At 37.6% G+C, this 21,125-nt stretch carries 24 protein-coding genes, 1 tRNA gene and 1 pseudogene; 20 read left to right on the top strand and 6 right to left on the bottom strand.

Annotated elements, in window-relative coordinates; translation table 11 throughout:
• Positions 1-449: 449 nt before the first annotated feature.
• The 10 genes from FGI04_RS11485 to FGI04_RS11440 all read left to right on the top strand — a co-directional run bounded on the left by FGI04_RS11485 (position 450) and on the right by FGI04_RS11440 (position 5,858).
• Entirely contained in the window at positions 450-1,313 is an 864-nt protein-coding gene (locus FGI04_RS11485) for a DUF6387 family protein (RefSeq protein ID WP_134526787.1), read from the top strand.
• 147 nt (positions 1,314-1,460) lie between these two features.
• Complete coding sequence (locus FGI04_RS11480) at positions 1,461-1,679, top strand: helix-turn-helix transcriptional regulator (RefSeq protein WP_005969708.1); 219 nt, start codon at positions 1,461-1,463, stop codon at positions 1,677-1,679.
• A 32-nt stretch (positions 1,680-1,711) separates the two neighbouring features.
• Positions 1,712-2,026: a hypothetical protein gene (locus FGI04_RS11475; RefSeq protein ID WP_134526784.1), complete on the top strand. Its 315-nt coding sequence runs from the start codon at positions 1,712-1,714 to the stop codon at positions 2,024-2,026.
• Between the two features lie 80 nt (positions 2,027-2,106).
• On the top strand, positions 2,107-2,403 hold the full coding sequence (locus FGI04_RS11470) for a hypothetical protein (RefSeq protein ID WP_134526781.1): 297 nt from the start codon (positions 2,107-2,109) through the stop codon (positions 2,401-2,403).
• An 82-nt stretch (positions 2,404-2,485) separates the two neighbouring features.
• Positions 2,486-2,722 (top strand): hypothetical protein, encoded by a 237-nt coding sequence (locus FGI04_RS11465; RefSeq protein WP_407337410.1) that lies wholly within the window; start codon positions 2,486-2,488, stop codon positions 2,720-2,722.
• A 39-nt stretch (positions 2,723-2,761) separates the two neighbouring features.
• Complete coding sequence (locus tag FGI04_RS11460; protein WP_249652008.1) at positions 2,762-3,112, top strand: hypothetical protein; 351 nt, start codon at positions 2,762-2,764, stop codon at positions 3,110-3,112.
• A gap of 69 nt (positions 3,113-3,181) precedes the next feature.
• Entirely contained in the window at positions 3,182-3,427 is a 246-nt protein-coding gene (locus tag FGI04_RS11455) for an H-NS family histone-like protein (protein ID WP_191931183.1), read from the top strand.
• 822 nt (positions 3,428-4,249) lie between these two features.
• Positions 4,250-5,014 carry a hypothetical protein gene (locus tag FGI04_RS11450; protein ID WP_249652007.1) on the top strand — a complete coding sequence of 255 codons (765 nt, stop codon included), beginning with the start codon at positions 4,250-4,252 and terminating at the stop codon, positions 5,012-5,014.
• Between the two features lie 162 nt (positions 5,015-5,176).
• Positions 5,177-5,488, top strand: a complete 312-nt coding sequence (locus tag FGI04_RS11445) for a hypothetical protein (protein ID WP_122095477.1) — start codon at positions 5,177-5,179, stop codon at positions 5,486-5,488.
• Between the two features lie 64 nt (positions 5,489-5,552).
• Positions 5,553-5,858 carry a hypothetical protein gene (locus tag FGI04_RS11440; RefSeq protein ID WP_407336748.1) on the top strand — a complete coding sequence of 102 codons (306 nt, stop codon included), beginning with the start codon at positions 5,553-5,555 and terminating at the stop codon, positions 5,856-5,858.
• Between the two features lies 1 nt (position 5,859).
• Here FGI04_RS11440 and FGI04_RS11435 read toward each other — a convergent pair whose 3' ends face one another.
• Positions 5,860-6,624, bottom strand: coding sequence for a hypothetical protein (locus FGI04_RS11435; protein ID WP_122095475.1), 765 nt, complete (start codon positions 6,622-6,624; stop codon positions 5,860-5,862).
• Between the two features lie 365 nt (positions 6,625-6,989).
• Positions 6,990-7,367: an SEN1984 family lipoprotein gene (locus tag FGI04_RS11430; protein WP_407336746.1), complete on the bottom strand. Its 378-nt coding sequence runs from the start codon at positions 7,365-7,367 to the stop codon at positions 6,990-6,992.
• 621 nt (positions 7,368-7,988) lie between these two features.
• Between FGI04_RS11430 and FGI04_RS11425 the strand changes: the two genes are divergently transcribed.
• Positions 7,989-8,543 carry a membrane lipoprotein lipid attachment site-containing protein gene (locus FGI04_RS11425; protein WP_407336744.1) on the top strand — a complete coding sequence of 185 codons (555 nt, stop codon included), beginning with the start codon at positions 7,989-7,991 and terminating at the stop codon, positions 8,541-8,543.
• A gap of 15 nt (positions 8,544-8,558) precedes the next feature.
• Positions 8,559-9,218, top strand: coding sequence for a hypothetical protein (locus FGI04_RS11420; protein WP_249652004.1), 660 nt, complete (start codon positions 8,559-8,561; stop codon positions 9,216-9,218).
• 109 nt (positions 9,219-9,327) lie between these two features.
• Here FGI04_RS11420 and FGI04_RS11415 read toward each other — a convergent pair whose 3' ends face one another.
• Both FGI04_RS11415 and mobQ read right to left on the bottom strand, forming a co-directional pair.
• Positions 9,328-10,425: a hypothetical protein gene (locus tag FGI04_RS11415; protein WP_407336743.1), complete on the bottom strand. Its 1,098-nt coding sequence runs from the start codon at positions 10,423-10,425 to the stop codon at positions 9,328-9,330.
• 221 nt (positions 10,426-10,646) lie between these two features.
• Positions 10,647-12,038 carry a MobQ family relaxase gene (mobQ, locus tag FGI04_RS11410; RefSeq protein WP_407336742.1) on the bottom strand — a complete coding sequence of 464 codons (1,392 nt, stop codon included), beginning with the start codon at positions 12,036-12,038 and terminating at the stop codon, positions 10,647-10,649.
• A gap of 730 nt (positions 12,039-12,768) precedes the next feature.
• On the opposite strand from mobQ, the gene FGI04_RS11405 reads away from it, so the two are divergent.
• The 8 genes and pseudogenes from FGI04_RS11405 (at position 12,769) to FGI04_RS11370 (ending at position 19,370) form a co-directional block, all read left to right on the top strand.
• Positions 12,769-13,050, top strand: a complete 282-nt coding sequence (locus FGI04_RS11405; protein ID WP_249652001.1) for a DUF3892 domain-containing protein — start codon at positions 12,769-12,771, stop codon at positions 13,048-13,050.
• A gap of 285 nt (positions 13,051-13,335) precedes the next feature.
• The gene (locus tag FGI04_RS11400) at positions 13,336-13,575 is read left to right on the top strand and encodes a hypothetical protein (protein ID WP_249652000.1); all 240 of its coding nucleotides are present in this window, start codon (positions 13,336-13,338) and stop codon (positions 13,573-13,575) included.
• Positions 13,572-13,925 carry a conjugal transfer protein TraD gene (locus tag FGI04_RS11395; RefSeq protein ID WP_407336741.1) on the top strand — a complete coding sequence of 118 codons (354 nt, stop codon included), beginning with the start codon at positions 13,572-13,574 and terminating at the stop codon, positions 13,923-13,925. Before FGI04_RS11400 ends, FGI04_RS11395 begins: the two co-directional genes overlap by 4 nt.
• 477 nt (positions 13,926-14,402) lie before the next feature.
• Complete coding sequence (locus FGI04_RS11390; protein WP_407336740.1) at positions 14,403-15,488, top strand: DUF4297 domain-containing protein; 1,086 nt, start codon at positions 14,403-14,405, stop codon at positions 15,486-15,488.
• Positions 15,489-15,547: 59 nt separating this feature from the next.
• Complete coding sequence (locus tag FGI04_RS11385; protein WP_407336739.1) at positions 15,548-17,281, top strand: hypothetical protein; 1,734 nt, start codon at positions 15,548-15,550, stop codon at positions 17,279-17,281.
• 107 nt (positions 17,282-17,388) lie between these two features.
• A pseudogene (locus tag FGI04_RS11380) lies at positions 17,389-17,927 on the top strand (IS1 family transposase).
• Positions 17,928-18,049: 122 nt separating this feature from the next.
• On the top strand, positions 18,050-18,979 hold the full coding sequence (locus tag FGI04_RS11375; protein WP_249651996.1) for a ParA family protein: 930 nt from the start codon (positions 18,050-18,052) through the stop codon (positions 18,977-18,979).
• Between the two features lies 1 nt (position 18,980).
• Complete coding sequence (locus tag FGI04_RS11370; protein ID WP_249651995.1) at positions 18,981-19,370, top strand: hypothetical protein; 390 nt, start codon at positions 18,981-18,983, stop codon at positions 19,368-19,370.
• A 65-nt stretch (positions 19,371-19,435) separates the two neighbouring features.
• On the opposite strand, the gene FGI04_RS11365 is transcribed toward FGI04_RS11370, so the two are convergent.
• A complete protein-coding gene (locus FGI04_RS11365) occupies positions 19,436-20,704 on the bottom strand; it encodes a tyrosine-type recombinase/integrase (RefSeq protein WP_407336737.1) in 1,269 nt (422 codons plus the stop codon).
• Positions 20,705-20,884: 180 nt separating this feature from the next.
• Positions 20,885-20,960, bottom strand: a tRNA-Asn gene (locus FGI04_RS11360).
• Positions 20,961-21,125: the final 165 nt, after the last annotated feature.

Raw genomic sequence — 21,125 nt, 5'->3', positions numbered from 1 at the left:
ATCCGAATTACATAAGGATTCGCAAAGAGGCATGAAAACAAGAATTTGGCTCCTCTGACTGGACTCGAACTTCATCTGTATCTCCTGTTGTTACTGACTTTGTTAAAGTTAAATATATTTTTACCAGCATATTTACCATCATTATTATTTTCTTGTCAATTAAATATCAATTAAAAACAATTGGTTGTTGTCTTAACCATCTAACTATAAGCATCTTACTTTTATTTGATTATCAACATGGTATTGTCGTTATTATAGTTAAAGTAATTGATATAAAACAATTGGTTAATTATTAGTAAAGAAAGAATGTTTAGTCAAGGCTAAAGCACTTACATCCAAGATTACTTATCTGCTCTCACACCATTCTGAAAAACCGCACCTCTTTTCCACTTTCTCTATCATGTTGAATGGGTTAACTTTTATGAAACACAAAAGCAATCGGTAGAACAATGACTACACAAAAAGAAATAGAAGAAATCAGGACTGCGTTATCTTGGTTTGATGTACGCCGATATGATGGCCTGAAAGACCTCACCCTAGAACAAATCTATGCAGAGCTTGAAAGACGGATGTTGGCTTACAAAACAAGACAACAATGGGAAACAGCAGGCAAAGATAATCAAATGCAAGCTATATACCATGATGCCAAAATCAGATGTGGTGATGTGATACTTCAATCGGACTGGATTTCAGACAATCACAGACTGTCGCATAGCTATGCTGTAAGACCAATGACCAGAGTTCAATTGTTCAACTATGGGCGGGCTATGTATCGGCTGGAGACTTCAGAGCAAACAGATCCTGTTGCAGTGAGTTCCGACTACATCTCTGAGTATCTGAAACAGGGGGGGATGAACCCAGCTAACAAGATGCTGATTGAAATTGACTTGGAAGAAGCCAGCAGTGACGATCTCGCAGAACACCTGCAAGTGCTGATTGCTCTATGGCAAAAGCACCTAAAAACGCCTAAACCCCCGAAACGAAAGTTTAGGTTTGGTCATAAGACCTTTGAAAGAATACTTGATTACAAAGTCATCCCTTTGATGGATTTGATCTCATGGGAACAGCTCTACAACGAAGGTAAGAACATACCTTTCACCATTTTAGCTGACATATTGCATGGTAATAATGGGATCAGAAGTAGTGAGAACATCAAAGATACTGATTATGGTTACGCGAAAAGTTATCTTGATAATGATGAGTATTTCAAGGTTTTAAATGATTTTTATATTAAAAACAATATGTTAAAGGATTGGAATGTCATTGACGTAATAACATTTAACGATAAAGCCTCGGATAAAAACAAAAAGTAAACACAAGGGATGTTCACAATCTGCGAACGTCCCTATAAAGAGTATCCCTCCAAAAATTTCCGCGAAACTCACGGTTGGTGAACATCCCTAGTTTAATACTAGCCAAAATCCTAGAATTATCTCCATCGAACAACACAGGAGATAAACATGGTTCAAAACAAAACAGATAAACATCCAAAACTTATTCGGTTGCCCGAAGTAATAAGGAGAACGGGATTTGGAAAGACATGGATTTATACACTTATTAAGGCTGGTCGCTTTCCATCACAGGTTAAAACGGGTTTAAGGTCTATTGCCTTTATAGAAAGTGAGATTGATGCATGGATTGAGAAAATCATTTCTGATTCACGTCCTGTATCTGAATAACAAATATTTTAATAATAACAAGAGTAAATAAAATGAATAATCAAGAAATGGAAAGTATCAAAAAGTTATCCACAAAAACATTTTATGATATGACAAAGTATCTTTATGTGGCTGGGATGCTGATATATAAAGAGCAAGGAGATAATGAGTTAGTCGCATCTATTATGTTAGATAATAATAGAACGGAATCGTATCTTTCACATGTTAAAGATCATCTGGCTAAGCGTTTTGATGGATATATGGAAGAAGCTGGTAAGAGAGAAAGACTGATTTATGTTGATATGGATAAAGTTATATTGGAAATGAAAAATGTCCATATAAATGCATTACTTTTTGGCATGAGCTAACAGCAGAGTATTCGGCCTCGAAAGGGGCTAATAAAAAAACAAAATGAATTAAATAAGCATTTAACTATGAGGGTGTAAATATGTCTAAAGAAAAGATAGGTTTCAATAAATCAACCGAACTGTTCTATGAGCTTGCTTGTAGGTCGTTTACCGCAAGCTGGAATATGTTCATGGAAGTAAATGGCGATGGGGATGCTAATGATTATTTGGATGATCCAGATTTTATGAGTCCATTTATTATCCATGTGATTAATCATATTCAGAACAACTTTGAAAGGTTCACTGCCCAAGAAGGTAATAGTGGTGATATTAATCAGGTTAACTTTGAACTGGTCGCTTCCATGTTAGTCGAGTATTCAGAAAACTTTAAAAAGTAAAAAAAATAATCTTGCCCCGTAAGGGGCTAACAAAAGGTATAAGAGGAAAATATAAATGATAAACAACAACGAACAAAGTTCTATGACAAATAAAATGTCTGTAGTTGTAAGCGTGTTGTGTGATGGACCTCCAGAAGTAATGAATACTATTCAAGAGCGTTTTGAAATATTTATTGCCATTACTGGGTATTCAGTAGAAGAAATCATGGATGATAAAAATATATTTGATGAGTTAAATCGATTTATTAATAACGAGCTAGTGGATGATTTGGGGTTGGATTATGACTGTGTCGTCATAAATATCGGTTATAACAACTAATGTTTTACTAAATATTAACTGAAAAGTGAGGGTGAAAAAATGAAAGAGATTGTATTGAACAGCTATGATAAAACAAAAAATGAACTTGTTGCTGACATCTTACAAGGATTCTGTAATGAGATATATAATATTTATGAAAATGATCCTGAAACAGCAATCTATATTATGAGTTGGGGTAAACTTTCAGAAGTTATTTATGATGTGATTATAACTCGTGAGATAATGAAATACTCTATTAAAAATGATGTTTCTGGTACCAATAAAAATGATTTAAAGGATGAAATTTTACATTGGCATCTTGAGCATATCATTGAACTTGTTTCAAGAAATATAAATCAGGATGAAAATCAAGATCCTGTTTACTGGAAGCTGAAAATGACAGTTGTTTGATTTTTAGATGGTATGAGTATTCCCTCGAAAGAGGGAAATAACATGAACGATAAAAATAAGGCGTTCAATATGATTGATGAATTCCACGTTATGTTTATGTATAGAAAAATCCAAGCTGAAGCGGCTAAAACTGATTTAAAAACCTTGAATCAACTGTTGAATAAGTTCCGTAAGGTAGTAGCGGAGCGCCGTGAAGAATACTATCTGGAGATTGGTGAGAAAAAGGCACAAGAGCTAAGGGGTGAGAGGCTACAAAAAATATGGGGGAAAATGAAACGTGACAGAGTTTTACCAGAAGATCTTATTGACAGGTAATAACCAGTCACAATAACGTATTTAACTGGCGGCTACGCCGCTATTCTTTATGGATAAATCCATCATCAACAGGGGTGAACCCTGTTCCAGCAATGTGATTGTCTTGAACAATCACTAAGTGCTGATTCTGTGAATATATTTCATATGTTGAAGAGTAAATAACCTATTTTATAAACTTAACACTAAACTCTATCATGGGATCGGTTTTACAATAGAAAGATGAAACGATCCAAATCCGATCCTTTTCGACTTTCCTAGCCAATATGAAAACTAGCTTATCAAGGTGAAAATATATTAATGTCAGTGTTAGGGCGTAGCCGTGCTTCAGCACATGAGCGTTAGCTCATAGAGGATGGTGATTTTCAAAAAGATGTTAATGCAATAGAAAGGAAACGGTGAAATAAAAAATAAATTACGCTCAGACATTACTGATCATTTTAATATCGAAACCCCATATGGCGATCATGAAAATCGCCCGGTTTCTCTATATCCTCTTAAGTATTATCTCTTACTTCTTGCAAAATTAAATTAAGACAAAATCGGCTTGTAGCCCTTGCGGTATAAGGCTTATGAAGAAAATACGCGACTGACCGTACAGTGAGCTTTCTTGACTCTGTGGTCAGTATTCCTGACTGTACAGTGAGCTTTCCTGACTCTGTAGTCAGTTTCTATGTCATTTTATAGACTAAAAATGACTGTGCTTTAAATTATAGTCACTGGAATACTTGCGCTTTTAAAAATATTTTCGCAAAAAAACTTGATATCTGTTTTGTGCATGGTGTTTAATTTATTTCAAATAAAATAACAAGAGGTAAGAATAAAATGAATGAAATAGAAGTTGATTTAGATTTAGGCTTAAATCCTTTTTGCTTTGAGACCGAGCTAAAGATTGAAACAAGAAAAAGAAACCTGACTGTTTCAAGAGGAACAGAACTTATTGAAAGGAAGGATACCAGCAAAACTTATTTTGCCAATATCGTACATACCCAAGAGGTCGATAAAGAAGAGTTCATTAAACTCTACACCTCCCAGATAAAAGCGTACTTTGATTTAACGAAAACAGCTTACAAAGTGTTTTTTATCTTTTTACGTATATATCAGGATGCGATTGGAAAAGATCACTTTTATCTGAGTTGTAAAAAAGCAATGTCTCTCGCAGAAAAAATAGATCACTTTGCTTTGTCTGAGTCTATTTTTTACAGGGGGATAAAAGAACTTATAGAGAAACGTATTATTGCTAAAACTAATGAAAAAAACTGGTATTTCATAAACCCAGCCATTGTCTTCAATGGTGATCGTGCTCGCTTTGTGTCAGAGATTGTAAAAAAGAAAGAAGTGATGGAAGAACAACCCGAAAGTGTTACCAGCACTGACCGAAGAAATAAAAATATTAAAGAAGAAGATAGATCAATTGAGTCAGTCATAGAATACGTAAGTAGCCAAGAAGATATAGATTTGTTAATCGCAAGATTACAGGCTAAAAAGCACCAAGGAGCGATGATGAGTAAAAGCATGGGAGGATGTATCGCTGTTGAGGCAGCAACTCTTTTACCACCAGAAAAACCGTTAGATTGGGATAATATTTAAAGGTATTAACACAGATGATGTGTAGTGATTGAGTAAATAAGATGATCGGGAATGCTTAATATACAAGCGTTGTATGAAATATTATTTATACAACTTAAGTTAAATTTGATTTTTCTAAAACAAATATGGTATTAAAAATAAAACAAAAAGGAAAATCAAACAATGAATAATATTAAAATCATTACGCTCTTTAACGCCAATGAAAACATACCATTTATGACCTGTATAGTTAAAGATGTTGAAGAGAATGAGTGCGGGATAAAACTTACTCTCGAAAATGACAATAACATCTTTATCAAAGATTACGGTTCATTCTTTCTGTCCGAATCAGCAGATGATTACGATAAGGCGCGAATGGTAAATGTGTATGGAAGATTGATTTCTGAACTCAGCCAAGTCAGTGAAGAGACAATAAAATCATTAATGTCAGAAAGCAAAACCTATAATATTCAGCATCCTAACACACTCTGTTAGTGTTCTGGATGATTACCATTACTGTGGCAGAGTAAAAGCTAGCGCACCAGACGAACCCGCATTAATGAATTTTCTTGGCCTGCAGGGTCTGCGTGAGGCCATAGCTGAAAATAACTTCTTATCTGAACTGGAAGCCTTTGGCGGTATCGTACTTCACACCGATATGGGCTATCCAGTTGCAGAATACAAAGGTACAGACATCAGAATAGCTATCGAGCCGATAAACCTTACCCATATGCGAGATCTGACCAATGGCTATGTGGTAATGTTCAGGGACGGTGAGTTAAGGCATGAGATTGAGGGCGATCTCTATGAGGCGTTATCTCAGGCTGTTGATAGGCTTAAGATCGCTGTTGTCGCTACAGATTAATTTAGGAAATATCAACTTTTAAAACATATCTTGGTACCGCTTTTTTATGACACATGGTACCTGAGAATTTGCTGACATTTATATAACCACCCATTTCAGTTCTACCTCGTAAAGTTAAAGTAGCCCCAGATGCAAATAAAACTTCTTTCTCGTGGCCTAAATTAGTTCCACTATGTCGGAAAACAAATACTTTTGTTTGAGGATTAATAACATTTAGAACTATCAGAGTTAGTGCATTCTCTTCATATGCTTTACCCCCCCAAAGTGCATTAGATTGAGCGACTACAGGGCATAAGGATGTAGATAGTGGCCTTTTCATTTTTAAAATTGTTCCGATAGGTTCATTGTTAAAAATATTTCCACCATGAACTAGTTGTTGTTTTTGAGTGAGTAACTTCCCGCAAGAAATTATCTCTTCATCAACATCATCAAAATTCATGTCTCGAGAATAAGATTTTTGATAAAATGCCAGCGTTTTTGGTGTTCTTGAAGGCATCAGCTCTCGCCACTTTTTGTATTCATTAGAATTCGTTAAATTATTATCAATATGATTACCTAAATCATTAGAAGCGCTGCCTGCTATAATTAATCTTGCGGCATCATGCATGTTTTCGGCATATTGTATCAATTTTATATTTACTTTTGGCGATGAAAAATGTTTATTTTTATGATAGAAATCCATTAACTCATCATGTGTAGGGTCTCGTTGTTCCCATATTTCAAATCTGGGTGAGAATTGCTCAACAATTGGCAGGTAGATTGACATTTATTTTCTTAATCCATATGAGAAATAAATAGTAAAATAATGATATTTTATTTTCATGTCAAGCCATTCAAGTGTTAAGATAAGTCGCCTATATCATTACCGAATGAATAACAAGGTTTATTATTTTTTTTTGTGATGTTTTTGTATTATTTTGAAAATAAAAAAGAAAGTAACTTGACTTTTAGTGATTGATGTATTTTTTTAAAAAAACTGTAGTCTGATATAATATTTATTATGATTCGTTTATTTTATTTGGCTAATAAATAACAGCATTAAAAGGCTATAATTCAGCAATAATAAAGCCAGAGTAAATCCAGCTTCATTAGCACTATGATAATTAGATGACTCGTTTGGTTTTAATTAAATTAATCCAACAACCCACGAGAAACCTTACTCACCGTCTGGCTGAAATTATATCGCTCAACAACATTACCTTTGAACCAGATCTCAAGTGAGTTCATGTGAGCCGTGTTGCTGTTCTTCAGCAGGGCCAATCCGGGAATGTAGTTCGAGATCTGGCTTTCGCCTGACATGCTGGAATAGGACCACATTTCCTGACCATCATTGGTGGCTCGCGCCTGAGGCTCACCGAATGCGTTAATAACATCTTGCTGGGTAGTTTTCCCTTTAACGATTTTTACTTTTACGGTTTGTTGGGATTCGTCTTTCAGGGATTTGTTGCCATAAGTAGTGCAAGCGGTAAGGGGCAGGATCATCAGTGCCGCGATAAACAATTTTTTCATGTTAACTCCATATGAACAGTAAAACGTAAAAATAGGCGTAAAGAGTTCTTAACCAGCGCTGTATTGTCGCTGGGGATCAAAAAAGTTTTGTCAATTGATAGTGAAAGAAGCCTATGACCTTTTTATCCAATCAGCTAATGGCATCTTTCATTGTGGTTTTCCCTGATGTTGCATTAATCAAAGCTATCTAAAGGCCATAAATCGACATTAACCGCTTGTCTCATGGTTCAACGCTCTATCCACTTGAATCAGCTCGTAAACTGTCTGGTGGTCCTCTGGTTTACTTTACTCATTAACGATTCCTCTAGCAAGAAAATGATCGGTATTGCAGATCGATAATAATTTATTGATAGATTATAACGATTGAAAATGTTTTATCGATCGGTGTTTTAATTGATATTATCGATCGATGTAAATTTAACGATAGGTGATATCTATCGTTATTTTGTTTTTGATCGTTACAAACGATATGACGGACCACAAAAATAATTGAATCCTATCAATTGGTTAATCAGGTGGTTTTGCTTCGTTATGTCTGTCAAAGCAAGCTGTGACGGCTACTGGTGCGCAGCAGGCTACCTCTACATAACAGCATTTTTGATTATCGGGATGGATAGGAAGATGAAGAAGATTTTACTCGTTGCTGGCACAGCTCTTGTTCTGGCGGGATGTGGTGAAAAAAGCGATTTTGAGAAAGCTATCAACGCGAAAATTTCAAAATCGAAGGTGTGCTACTCCCTGCAGGACAACGACATTGTATTCAACAAAGGTTTTCCGGTTAAGGTTAATCGCGGCTACCGTTCTGCCGGATACAGTGCCAGTGATGAAATCCTTAAAGGACTTGCTGAACAAGGGCTGCTCACTGTTTCACAACAGGCAAATGGCTTTAGTAGTGTTGATGCTCTGGAAGTAACAGATAAAGGCCAAGAAGTTGAGTTTTGGGACCGTGAGAATGGTGCCTGTGTCGGTCATCGTACTGTTGCTGAGATTACAAGCTGGACTGAACCCAGCGAAGGTAATGGCGTTAAAATGACGCAAGTGATCTATACGTGGAAACTCGATGGCGTGCCGGGCTGGGTGGATAAGAAAGCCTTCTCTGGCGTGAAAGGGATGTCTGAACCAGAAGAAGCCAAAATTGTTCTGGTGAAAACCAATAACGGCTGGACTGCTCGGTAATTACAGGAAAAAGCTATGAACTCTATCTCTTGGGTGATTTTCACTGGGCTGCTGATAAATATACCATCACTGGCTCCGGTGCTGTTTCTCCGTAAGACTCAAAAGAACGTGAAGATATCTATTTCGATCAGACTGTTTCTACTTAACGCTTTCTTGGTGCTGTCCCTTGTGACGCTATCGCAGAATATCACGCAAAAATACGGGCTGTTTCCAATATGGCTGGTGTTAGCTGCAATAGTGCTGTTTGCGGTCACGCTAGTACCAACGGTAAAATTAGTGCGTAAGCATTTGACTGTTGGGAAAAGTCGGGCTGTTATCCTCTCATCATTCCTGATTGTCTATGCTGTCAGGTTTCATGGCGTGTTTTCAGATTTGAATGGACGTGGATATACGATTAACGGCTATAACACAGTATGGACATTCTTCTTCCTGTTTGCCTGTCTACTGGCTTATCTCGGTTGTGCTGGACGTAAAACGTATTCTGGTTCTTCTGAATCGTCATCTGCACCACAGTCAGATTATTTTAAGCCGAACAAAGAATATGAAACACAATCTCAAATTGACTACGATATTGCGGTAAAGGGGCGGAGTGTTCTGTCTGATCCCAATCTGAGTATTGTTGAGCAGCAGCGTTATCGAGACAGTATTGATAGAAATAATGAAAATGGAATTTAAATATTATCATAAGTATTTTTATATCATAAACTCTATGATGATTGAATTTTAATATTTACCAATAGGCCGGAGGAGTTACAACTTTTTCGGCCTATTGGTATGAAATAATTTACCAACGACTATCAATGGATAATAGATACGAATATGGACTCTCGGCTTTGATTTTTCTTCGCTGCTGAATTGACTGAATAGCAGTTGCTGTTAATGATATCCCGGCTCCAGCTACTAATGCTATTGTGCTTGGGATTCCAGCAAGAACTGCTGCAGAAGTTGGCGCTGCAGTGAAGCAAGACACTTTCAGAAATCCACTGAGTCCATCACCCCAACATTGGGCTTTTAACGATTGTTTGAGGCTATTCATCGCAGGTAAGACATTAGATTGATATTGATCTGATACCGCTTGCCGCAATGCTTCTATCGGTAAGTCATGTGGAATATCAGAGGTAAGACTAGCAACTTCACGACGAAAAATAGCTAATTCTTCAATATGGTCATTCTTAAACTTTATTATCTCCTGAACTGTTAAATTTTCAGGCAGAGATATACCTTGAAGCATGAGGTCAACTAGCAAGCTTTGAGTAAGTTCTTGTGGTAATACTCGTCTTGGACCAGATGCATCGAAGTGGCGTCCCCTCTGTCTGGTGGGATTACTGGTTGGTTTACCTTTGCGTACCGAGATCGCTAGTTGATCTGCAGAAGAAGATTCAGTTATTAAGCTTAGGCCTAATCGTTCTGATAACTGAGTTGCAAGCAATGTCATATAAAATTTGGCAAAGACGGGTTCAACGTGAAGCCATCCATCATCGCCAAGCCCTTGCTGAAGGTCATCCATAATACTATATGCAAATTTTTCAGGGTGTATTCTTGCTAATCGAAGTAGTTCTCTTGGTATCTTGTCATTATGAATCAGGGTTCTTGGGGAATGATCAATATCGTAGATAACATTGGCCGAAGCAGGATCCGTGATAAAGTTGAGAGCTTTCTCTGCTACGTCTTCTATTTCCTCCATGTCTGGAGAGACACGAACAGGCAGTAGTATTCCTTCATCACTAAGAGAACGAGTAAAATAATTTGCATAAGGCTCTCTGTGAGAGATTGGAACAATTGTTCGTATTGAATCCCAAAATAAAATAGCACTCCGTAGCCAACGCTCATTTTTTATATCAATGTGTGGATAATAAAGTGCGGAAGAGAATGCTGTGGCCATTATAATCCCTCTATGCCTATGTGGGAGTTAATATATATTAAGGTTGTTGTGTGCTACTGTGATTTTTTATTTTCCGGAGCCAACTATGTACGCTCGCTAGTATGAAAAATATTGCTATAAGTCATGTTAACTTGCATCAACTACAAGTTTCTGTTTATGTCAGTGACCTCCATCGCACAAACAGAATGGTCAATGCTGTATAGCAATTATTTTCAATCTAATCAAGGCCCCGGTAGTTTTAATTTAGGCACTGGTTTTTTCCTGTTTGCCGCGAGTGTTGGTATGTAGTCAAGATTGCTATCTGGCAGTTCTGGCTTAACAGGACGACTTGGAAAACGCCTGATGTCATCCGGTGTTGGCTTGTAGTCATCTTGGTTAAACTTAGCTCGTTTCTCATACTCAGCGCGTGGCACATAGATACCTTGAACCTCATCAAAGACATAGTTTTTGGTTATACGCTCATCGTGTTCCGCATCAACTGAAACAGGAGCTGGCTTCTTCTTGGCCCAGACGAGTTTCTCTCTTATGTAATCTACAACCAGTAAGATGAAGAGCTTGAAGATCCCATCCTGACGGGGTTTAACCTGTTTTCTCTTACTTTTAACAGGAGCGCGTTTGACTGCTCTTGCCGTTGATGTGGATGGGGTTTTCAGTGCAGTGCGTGTATGAGGTGCCGGGGCAACCAGAACAGGTTTTTGCGAGTCTGTAGATGAAGCTTTCCCTATGTTATCCGGGATAACAATTTCCTCCGGTTCAGCCAGTGTATGAACTCTAAAACTGGCAACATCAACAACGATGTCTAATGGTAGATCTTTAAAGGTAAAGTAGGCTTCGTCAGCTTCTTTCTTCTGTTCATCACGTGTAGCTTGCTCTGCAGCACGTTGTTCCTGAGCGGCTACAGTTCCCCAGCGGTCACGAGGAATATGAAGTATTGGATCGCGGTTTGTTTCAATCGCTTTAGCCAGCCAGATTGCTTTCTCTTCGTTTGTAGCGGCTGCGGTAGCCAGTTCAAGGGCTTCCTCATACTGAACCCTGATAGAACGGTGATCAACGCGTTCATCATGACCATACAGCTCAAGGAAGCCATTACAGATGTTCTGCCAGCCTTTACGCCAGCTATCAAGGGTTTCAGGTTTATCCCACTCACGGACCTTTTTACCAAAGCCGGTAGATAGAATCTCACGGGTTGTTCCCATGATATGAATATGCGGATTATGACCATTGATATCGTGGATAACAACATCAGCAATGATGCCTTGCTTGGTAAAGTGCTCAAGAACAAAAGCAGCAGTGAGTTCAATGCTCTGTTCGGGTGTTAGCTCAGCGGGGAGGGCAATCTTAAACTCTTTGGCAAGACGGGCATCTTTTCTCTTCTCTGAGGTTTCAACAGCATTCCAGAGTGTTTCACTGTCAACAATCAGGGAAGGAGGGGTATGTTCGGGGGCAAAAATCTGCGCAAAGGCAAGGTCCTTTTTATGCGCTGTTTTGCGACCACAAACTTCACCTGTTCTGTTATCGAAGAAAACTTTACGATGACGATATGCAGCAGAGTTAACCGAAGACTGACCTTCGCCTCTGCTGATGTTCTCCATTTTAAAACTGTATATCGCCATCCAAATATTCCTCAATGCCAAATGCTGCTTTTCGTTTTACGTAAGGAAAACGTTGGGGTTGACGTTGACCTTGATTTTGTTTCCGAAGGAAACGGTTTTAGCCTGCGGCAGGCAACCGTCGGTAGACCCCACGGCATTAGAGCGAAGCGATAATGCGTAAGTGGGCATTGCTTTATTTTTTATCGCCATAAATGGCTCAAAAATAACGGCAATGTATAAGGCTTGCCTTTATTAATTAATACTAAATATATGAATGACTGTAAAACAAACCGCCGAATTAAGCGGCGCAATATGGATGGGCGGGCGAAGTATTCCGCGATATTACATGGATTGGGTTTTGATGGCGTCCGTAGGGAAAAAAGAGTGTTAATTTATCCCGCCGTAAGGCGGGAAAGCACTAAAACATAATAAAGTAGTTAAAGGTAATGATGACTTCTTTGTTATAGAATTAACAGGTGAAGATCGAAAGCTAGGGAGGGGGTAGTTGAAAGGTAAAATGAAAATCACGTATAAACAAAAATAAGTAACGCGGTGAGTGTCAGATATTTTAGTTAGGGATTGCTATCACTTGTGTTGCATAAATCACAAAGTGTGCGATTTAGGTTTGTGTTGACTGGAAATTGTAAGGATATGGCCTAAGCTCAGTGTGCATCATTTCTTAAAGCAATTTGATGCATTGGGAATGATGATCAGTTTATTAATTACATACAGCAATTACAATGAGGCTAAAATGTCCGAACATCAAGTATCATGCATCAATAAAAGTGATCGTCAGAGTGCTCATGAAAGGATCACTCATATTGGTGGTAAGAATGCTGATGGCACCAGCTGGAAGCTCACACAGCAAGAGGCTATAAACGGAATAGAATCTGGGAAATGGAGATTTTATGTTAATGCAGGAGGGCATTCAGTGTGGGTGATTGTTGCTGTTAGCGCTTCTGGTAACAAATACTTAAAAACACAAAATGATGGCGAGCAACCCAATAATCTCTTGAGTCTTCCTGAGTGCTAAAGAAAGGGCCAAAAGGCCCTTCCTGCTTATTTACGACGATTATCAACTTCCTTAGCTACACCTTTGAACGGTGCCCCATCTTGCTTTTTGTCCATAAATTGCCCGTTATCAGTATTGTATTGACAATAACAAACCATTATCACATTTAAGAATAGCCAGTCATGTATATATACCCAGAGGCTATTAATCGAAAGGCAATAATATGAATAAATATTATTACCATGCTGTTGATTAATTTATTAACTATGGTAATTAGTGTTAAGGAAATAAATATAAGGAGGTTTTATGTATAAAAATAATGATGAAGCCATCGATCTTGAAGCAAAACGATTACTTGATAATGGAATCTATACCGATCTGGAAAAAGCGTATAGTGAAGCTGAAAAGATAATCACAGAAGTAAGAGTTGAATTTAAAAAGAAACAGTTCCGATCCCGGATTAAATCAATCAAACGTGCACTTTCAGATGATGAGTTCAGAAGTAATATTCCTTACAATCATAAGCATCAGTGGAGAAAAGAATGAATGATGATGAAATAAAAAATACCTATCTAACAGGCAATGTTTTTCAGAATAATAGAGGCAGGCCGGAAATTAAGAAAACACTGGAGCAGAAAATTGCTGGAGCACAAAATAAATTAAATTACCTTAAAGCAAAAGAAAGAAGAGATAGCAAAAAAGAAAACACACGACAAAAAATAATTCTTGGTGCAGAGGTTGCCAAGGTTTTAAACTGTGATATAAGTGAGGTAGATAAACCATTACTCTTTGGTTTATTGTTAGAAGCTCCATCATTACATACGCACGATATCGAACGGTATAAAGTAAATGGACAAATCTACATTGAAAGAGTTCTCAAGAAATTCAGACCATAAAACCATTACACGTCCGAACAGCTCTCCGGCTTAAAACTTGTTTTAGGCTGGGGAGCTGTTGAGCAAGCCCCAGAGGGCGCGGTAGCCAATTTTTACCACCATCCTTGGCAGCAAATTAAAACTCTTAATTATTTAGTGGTGTTTTTTATTGAATTTTAACTTCCATTAAGTGTCTGACTGCCCAATATATGGGGGGGTACAACCCAATTGGTTGATTTAGTTGGCCCAAGCATGGGAATATGCATTCTACCCAATGGGTAGTTCCCTCATACTCTGCACTTAGCAACACTGTTCAAGGCGTTCGGCCTTGTAGGTATATGCTGGAGCAGCAGGCTACGGTTATGGCTAGTGCTTACATGCTGTAATGGATCAACTTCAGAGCGAGTTAAGGCCACGATTGTATAGACTTTTTACCCTTCCTAAATTAGATTGGTGAGAAAGTTAGCAGCGATTCGTTAGGTAAGGGTGGGGTTTTCAATGGAACGTAATGTTTTGGGTCATGCTCAAAGAGAAATTTCAGGAGCAACCACATTCGGGAAATATGATTTTCAATATCATTGGGCTTTATGCAAAATAATTGAAAAGCATAAGTCTAATTCTGATTATGCATTATTAATCGAATATCATGAGGATGTCGTTATCGCTGACTCATTATATGGAAGTTCGGCAAGATTTGAATTTTTTCAAGTAAAAAACACTGGAAAACCTTTCACTTCTGACGCTTTAACCAAACGAGAGCAAGGTGCAGAGGGAGCTAAGAGTTCCATTCTAGGTAAGTTATTAAGCTCATGTATTGGTACAGACTATGAAGAACGCATTACAGAAATCGGTCTTGTGTCCTCAAGTGGTTTCTCATTTGAACAAAGAGATAAGAAGTTAAAATTAGACATTATAACTTCAGGTGATCTTAGTGTAGATTGCTTATCGGGATTAACTGAAAAATTAAAAGATGAGCTTGGAATAGCACTCTTGCCAGAAAATCTAAAATTCATTGTTCCAAAAATAAAATTAGAAAATCAAGAAGAGTTTGTCATTGGTAGATTTGCTGAATTAGTAAATGAGATATTTCCAAATAGTCATTGTAATGCCGTTAATATTTATAGAGCAATAATCGATGAAATTCATCGCAAAGGACAGAATACTTACGATTTTACTGTTTGGGAGAAAATGGTAGAGGATAAATCTCTCACATCTCATAAGGTAAAGGATGTTATAGCTGTTAACACAACAAGCCCAAAATTTGAAGATTTTGAGAAAGACTTTGAATACTTAGCTAAAAATGATATGAAATGGAACACCTTAACTTATCGGAAGATTAATAAAAAAATAAAACAACTTTTCTTGCGCCGGATCGGACATTTGTCGGCTTTTGATATGAATATTATGAGAATAGTCCAGCAGGCGCTAAGTAGTGTCCCAGAAGAAGACTTTAAAGAAACGCGTGATTACATTGATTCAGTTATTGTAAAAGCTCAAGAGCTTAATATTGAAGATCAAGTGCCAGAACATGACGATATATTATGCGAGATAATTTATAGCTTTTTAAAGGTGATGCATGAATAATATTGGAAGTAATAAAGATAACTATAAATTATTAATTCGGAATTTAAGGAACAAGAAAAATGAGAAGCTTGACATTTCAACGATTAGTTCTGATATCAGATTCGAAAAGACTTGCGAATCAGTTCTCGTTCCAGAAAAGATTGAATTTAATTACCGGAAAAGATAATAGTATTGGCAAGTCCACTCTGGCAAAAAGTTTACTGTGGTCTTTAGGATGCGATCCTGTTTTCGATGAAGAATGGAAATCAAATGACATTAAATCCATTTTGTATTTTACTATAAATAACAAAGAGTATTTTTCATGCCGGGGAAGCCACTCGATAATTTTGGGAGCTATCGGTGATAAAGCTCAGAGATATATAAATATAACTGGTGATTTTTCGAAAGACTTTTCGGAACTCGTTAATTTCAAAATGAAGCTTCCTAATCGTGGTGATGGAGACTTAGAGACACCTCCTCCAGCATATTATTTTTTACCGTTCTATATCGACCAGATAAAAAGCTGGAGTTCACCTTGGAATTCATTCGAGAACTTAGGGCAATATTCCAACTGGAAAGGTCCATTAATAAAATATTTCACTGGTTATCTCAAGCCTGAGCATTTTGATATTGATGAAAATATTTATGAATATAGTGAAATAAAAAAAGAAGCAGCACATAAAATAGAAAAATTTCAAAGTGCCGTTGAAGTTATAGTTGACAACACGGTTGAGTCGCCTATAGCTTTAGATAATAATGACTTCATTAAGATTCAGAATGAAATAAATAATGAGCTTTACGACTTGATCGATTACCAGACAAGACTTTATGATGCTCAGGTTACTATCACCTCAAATATTTACGATCTCGAAAGTCAGTATGCGTTAGCCATTACTTCTGCAGATGAACTCGAAGCAGATTATAAATTTGCGGTAGAATCTATACCTACTGATAATTTAGAGTGTCCATTGTGTGGCACTCTTCACGATAACTCACTACCTAATAGAGCGCTGCTTCTTTCAGAAAAGGACTCATTGCTTAATGAGGCAAATTCAATAGAATCCAAAATAGTGGAACTCAATTCTTCATTGAACTCATTAAATGATGACGCTCAGTTTATTACTAACGAAATCGAAAGGATAAATAAGAAATACATTACAGACGACGATGCAGCTAAAAAAGAGCTCATTGCTCAAGTAATCGATTCTATATCTACTGAAAACGTCACAAAAAATATTAAAATTAAAATCGATAATGAAGACCTTAACATCAGCAAGGCCAACAGTTCCATCAAGGCATTAAAAAAAGAACAGAAAAATCTTCTTTCTACCAAAGAAAAGGAAGAACTGAATTCGTCTTTTATGTCCAAACTGCTGGCAAATATTGAAGCACTGGGTTCGACAGGAATAAACCTTAGCAAAGTTAAATCACCCACTGATTACAAACAGTTGCTTGGTGGTGGTGCTGCTGAGGCTGCTAGGGGACTACTTGCTTATCAACTCTCTGTACTACAACAAATTCATGGCGCTAAATCTTGCGTAGTGTCTCCTTTCGTCATCGATACACCTAATCAGCAAGAACAGGCGGGATACCGTTATGAAACTGTCATTAAAGAATTAATGTGTAGTGTTCCTCTGGATTATCAGATAATACTATGTGCAATGGAAAATGATGCATTAAATGAATTTAAACACGATGCTAATGTCATTGAGTTAAATTCAAATAGACTTCTAAATGCTTCACAATACAATTCTTTGAAGTCTGAGTATAAAACTATTCAGGCAATGGTTGCAGATCTAAGTGAGAAGGGATAAATAATGAGGTCAAGTATTCAATGTGTTGATCATGCTGTAAAGTCTCGTTTTTTATATGAGTGTATCCAATGGCTAAAGTTGACGTAAGATTTACGTTTTGTTTGTAAATCGAATCAGTTAAAAAGAATGGTGTGAAAAACGCTAAATATTAGTGTTATCTGTATCGAATGTGCGGCCGGACTATCAAACTTGATTATGCTTATCGTGCCTGCATGGCATGAAAGAGCAAATTGTTGACTTTGAGATGAACAATACTGATATCCACTACACTGTGCGGCATATCAGCATTAATGCCGTTGTGCGCCTCTCACCACGATGTGTAACAATTTTTACCGCTGGATAATCGACAAATCCAACTGATCTGTGGAGTTGATGAAATGTGGTCATTTGTCTGCAATAAGTAGATACTGCGTAAGTTACTAAAGTTGCTTTCAGGTGTACGGATATCTTCCGCGCTTATGAGTTGCTGCCGAAGGCAAAACAGATTACTTGCTAGCTTTACACACAGCTCATCGAACGTTAAAACTTGAACCTCAGGAACAGACTGAAACGACTCAAGCGGAATGCTCTGGGATATTCAAAATCCACAGAAATGCACGACAAAGTGATTGGCACATTTTTTGAGCGAAAGTATTACCTACAATAACAGAAATCAACACATTGAATACTTGGTTAAAATGTGACATGAAGATATGGTTTTATATCTTATATTAACTATAATAAATGGTTTATTCATTATCTTACTAAAATCAAAAGGATATTGCTCTTATGAAAATAATTTCGGTTATAAACTATAAAGGCGGTGTAGGGAAAACGACTGTTACAGCAAACCTTGCTGCGGAGTTAGCAAAAAGGGGGGCGCGAGTATTGGTATTAGATATGGATGCGCAGGCTAGCCTAACATTTTCTTTCATATCGCCTGATTATTGGGATGCATCAATAAAAAATACGCACACAATAAAAAATTATTTTGACAATATAAGTCAGGGGCATCAACCTATAAGTTTATCCCAATTGGTTTGTAAACCTTTTAATGTTAACAACTGGCTTTCACAGGTAGGTTCAACAGGATGTGTAGATCTCATTAGTTCCCATTTGGGACTTATTAATGTAGATCTTGAATTGGCAACATTGCTGGGTGGTGCTAATCTTAATCAGGCGAAATTAAATTACTTGAAAATACATGGAAGGTTGCGTGATTCCATTAGGGATTTTGCATCTCATAACTATGATGTTGTTTTAGTTGACTGCCCCCCAAACTTTAATATAGTTACAAAAAATGCGCTTATAGCTTCTGATCAGATATTGATTCCGGCTAAACCGGACTATTTATCAACGCTAGGAATTGATTACTTAATAAGAAGTGTGCAACAGTTAATTCGGGAGTTTAATGAGTTTGCTTCTATGGATAGCAACATTTTACCTTCTAAACCTGAAATGCTGGGTGTTGTTTTCACTATGATACAAATATATTCTGGCGTGCCTATTGCCTCACAAATGCAGTATATAGAACAGACAAAACGATTAAATATGCCAACATTTCAATGTTATTTCAGAGAGAATAAATCTATTTTTGCATCAGCACCACAAGATGGAATTCCTGTAGCTTTGCATGGATATAGCAATGGAACATATTCTGATATAGTTGATGAAATCAATTCATTTGTGAGTGAGTTTATCCAAAAGGCGGGAATATAATATGAATACAAGAAAGATTGTATCCTCTATTTTTCTTGAAATACAAAAGGAAATTGAATCTCTATCTGATGTTGATATAAAGAAAATAGAAAGTGGAGATTTTACTATTGCTATAAGGGTTGTAAAAAACACAACCGTACAGAATAATGACAAAATATTGTCAGAGAAGATAGCTAATGAGCTATTAAATGAATTGAAAGGGTGTAAAAATAGAGAGATTGGTTATGAAATTCTATCGAATAAATTTAAAACTCGTAAGGAATTAGAGTTTTTTGCAAAAAAAATTAATGTTTATATTATGAAACAAGACAAAATCGATAAGGTAAAAGAAAAAATAATAGAGGGAGTGATCGGTGCTTCGCTAAGATCTAGTGTTATTCAAGGTGAATGACAATTAATATTTTGAAAGCCAGTACTTTTGAAATTGAGTGCTGGCTATTAATATATTCTGGCTAGTTATTTATCAAACTCAAACGGCCTGACCATATCGTTGCTGTTTGCATCAATGAAATCAGCCCACCATTGGAGCATCAGGCGGCGCTGTTCGAGGTGTTTTGCCTTGTGGGTATAAGCAGCACGGACACTGTTGCTTTCCCTATGGCTCATTTGAAGCTCTACAGCGTCTTCTGACCACAAACCTGACTCAATTAAGGCACTACAGGCCAGCGTGCGAAAACCGTGTCCACAGATGTCCTGCTTCGTGTCATAGCCCATATTGCGAAGCGCTTTGTTGATTGTGTTTTCACTCATGGGTTTAAACGAGTCATAACAGCCAGTAAAGATTAATCCGTCATCATGACTTTCTTCATAAGTCAGTTGTCGGATCTCTTTCAATATCTTCATGGCCTGCTTACAAAGGGGAACGAAGTGCTTACGTTTCATTTTGGCCCCACGAGTCGAATGTTTGACGTTTTCAATTGCTTCCCGCTGTTCGGGTATCACCCATAATTTACTTTTGAAATCAATTTCAGACCAGCGAGCGAAACGCAGCTCACTGGAACGAATGAAAATCATCAGATTGAGCTGAATAGCCAGTATGGTTAACCTGCGACCTTTGTATTCGGCAATTTTTTTCAGTAGTTGGGGTATTTCTTCCAGCTCTAGTGCAGGGCGGTGTTCAGTCTGAGGTTTCTGAACAGCACCTTCCATATCATAGGCAGGGTTATGGCGTATGAGTTTCTGCTGAACAGCATGACGGAGGATTGCCGTAATGTATTGTTGAATACGCATGGCAACTTCAAGATAACCAAGTGCCTCAACTTTTTTCACCGGAACCAGCAGATCACCTGTATCCAGTTCGGCAACATCTTTGTCACCAATTGTCGGGAAGACATAGGTTTCAAGGCGTTTCCATACGGAATCACCATAATCTTTAGACCATTTTGTTTTCGTGGAGAACCAAGCTTTAGCTACAATACTGAAAGAGCGTGTCTTATCACGCTTGGCTTTTAGCTCTTTAACCTCTGCCTGTTTCTTTGCATTAGGGTCAATGCCCTGAGCAAGAACCCTTCTGGCATCATCACGGCGTTGTCTTGCGTCAGAAAGAGAAACAGCAGGGTAAACACCAATAGAGAAGAGTTTTTGTTTCCCTTCAAAACGGTAGGCCATTTGCCAGTATTTCGAACCTTTAGGAGTAACACGAAGGAACATACCAAAGCCATCAGTTAGCTTGTATTCCTTCTCAAGGGGTTTTGCATTTTTTGCTTTAATATCAGTCAGTGACATGAAAACATCCCCTCGGTTGTTGGTAAAAGGGAAATCGAACCAGCATTACCAGCATTTTTACCATCAAAATGATATGGCTTCGAGTGGTTTTTAATGAACGAGGGTGAACGACTGAAGAGGGATAACCAATTGATAGAAATGCAGAAAGCAGACGCTAGTGAACGTCTGCTTCCCTTAAATTGGCTCCTCTGACTGGACTCGAACCAGTGACATACGGATTAACAGTCCGCCGTTCTACCGACTGAACTACAGAGGAATCGTTTGAACGGGGCGCATAATAACGGGGTCCGTCGCGCATGTCAAAGGTGTAAACCACATTTTTGATGCGTTTGGCGAGGGAATGCGCAATATGCCGTTTTTTTCACACGATTGCGGCGACAAAGCCGCATTTTCGTGGCGTGGTGATGGAAAAACAGCAGGC

Source organism: Dickeya ananatis, assembly GCF_019464615.1.
Lineage (GTDB): Bacteria > Pseudomonadota > Gammaproteobacteria > Enterobacterales > Enterobacteriaceae > Dickeya > Dickeya oryzae.
This window is presented reverse-complemented; position numbering and strand designations above follow the sequence as displayed.

Excerpts from the sequence above, each read along its gene's own strand:
- FGI04_RS11415 (WP_407336743.1), bottom strand. The coding sequence starts at position 10,425 with ATGGCCACAGCATTCTCTTCCGCACTTTATTATCCACACATTGATATA.
- FGI04_RS11375 (WP_249651996.1), top strand. The coding sequence starts at position 18,050 with ATGAAAATAATTTCGGTTATAAACTATAAAGGCGGTGTAGGGAAAACG.
- mobQ (WP_407336742.1), bottom strand. The coding sequence starts at position 12,038 with ATGGCGATATACAGTTTTAAAATGGAGAACATCAGCAGAGGCGAAGGT.
- FGI04_RS11470 (WP_134526781.1), top strand. The coding sequence starts at position 2,107 with ATGTCTAAAGAAAAGATAGGTTTCAATAAATCAACCGAACTGTTCTAT.
- FGI04_RS11395 (WP_407336741.1), top strand. The coding sequence starts at position 13,572 with ATGAATGATGATGAAATAAAAAATACCTATCTAACAGGCAATGTTTTT.
- FGI04_RS11420 (WP_249652004.1), top strand. The coding sequence starts at position 8,559 with ATGAACTCTATCTCTTGGGTGATTTTCACTGGGCTGCTGATAAATATA.
- FGI04_RS11435 (WP_122095475.1), bottom strand. The coding sequence starts at position 6,624 with ATGTCAATCTACCTGCCAATTGTTGAGCAATTCTCACCCAGATTTGAA.
- FGI04_RS11475 (WP_134526784.1), top strand. The coding sequence starts at position 1,712 with ATGAATAATCAAGAAATGGAAAGTATCAAAAAGTTATCCACAAAAACA.
- FGI04_RS11445 (WP_122095477.1), top strand. The coding sequence starts at position 5,177 with ATGAATAATATTAAAATCATTACGCTCTTTAACGCCAATGAAAACATA.
- FGI04_RS11465 (WP_407337410.1), top strand. The coding sequence starts at position 2,486 with ATGACAAATAAAATGTCTGTAGTTGTAAGCGTGTTGTGTGATGGACCT.
- FGI04_RS11455 (WP_191931183.1), top strand. The coding sequence starts at position 3,182 with ATGATTGATGAATTCCACGTTATGTTTATGTATAGAAAAATCCAAGCT.
- FGI04_RS11370 (WP_249651995.1), top strand. The coding sequence starts at position 18,981 with ATGAATACAAGAAAGATTGTATCCTCTATTTTTCTTGAAATACAAAAG.
- FGI04_RS11460 (WP_249652008.1), top strand. The coding sequence starts at position 2,762 with ATGAAAGAGATTGTATTGAACAGCTATGATAAAACAAAAAATGAACTT.
- FGI04_RS11450 (WP_249652007.1), top strand. The coding sequence starts at position 4,250 with ATGAATGAAATAGAAGTTGATTTAGATTTAGGCTTAAATCCTTTTTGC.
- FGI04_RS11480 (WP_005969708.1), top strand. The coding sequence starts at position 1,461 with ATGGTTCAAAACAAAACAGATAAACATCCAAAACTTATTCGGTTGCCC.
- FGI04_RS11365 (WP_407336737.1), bottom strand. The coding sequence starts at position 20,704 with ATGTCACTGACTGATATTAAAGCAAAAAATGCAAAACCCCTTGAGAAG.
- FGI04_RS11400 (WP_249652000.1), top strand. The coding sequence starts at position 13,336 with ATGTATAAAAATAATGATGAAGCCATCGATCTTGAAGCAAAACGATTA.
- FGI04_RS11385 (WP_407336739.1), top strand. The coding sequence starts at position 15,548 with ATGAGAAGCTTGACATTTCAACGATTAGTTCTGATATCAGATTCGAAA.
- FGI04_RS11425 (WP_407336744.1), top strand. The coding sequence starts at position 7,989 with ATGAAGAAGATTTTACTCGTTGCTGGCACAGCTCTTGTTCTGGCGGGA.
- FGI04_RS11405 (WP_249652001.1), top strand. The coding sequence starts at position 12,769 with ATGTCCGAACATCAAGTATCATGCATCAATAAAAGTGATCGTCAGAGT.
- FGI04_RS11485 (WP_134526787.1), top strand. The coding sequence starts at position 450 with ATGACTACACAAAAAGAAATAGAAGAAATCAGGACTGCGTTATCTTGG.
- FGI04_RS11430 (WP_407336746.1), bottom strand. The coding sequence starts at position 7,367 with ATGAAAAAATTGTTTATCGCGGCACTGATGATCCTGCCCCTTACCGCT.
- FGI04_RS11440 (WP_407336748.1), top strand. The coding sequence starts at position 5,553 with ATGAATTTTCTTGGCCTGCAGGGTCTGCGTGAGGCCATAGCTGAAAAT.
- FGI04_RS11390 (WP_407336740.1), top strand. The coding sequence starts at position 14,403 with ATGGAACGTAATGTTTTGGGTCATGCTCAAAGAGAAATTTCAGGAGCA.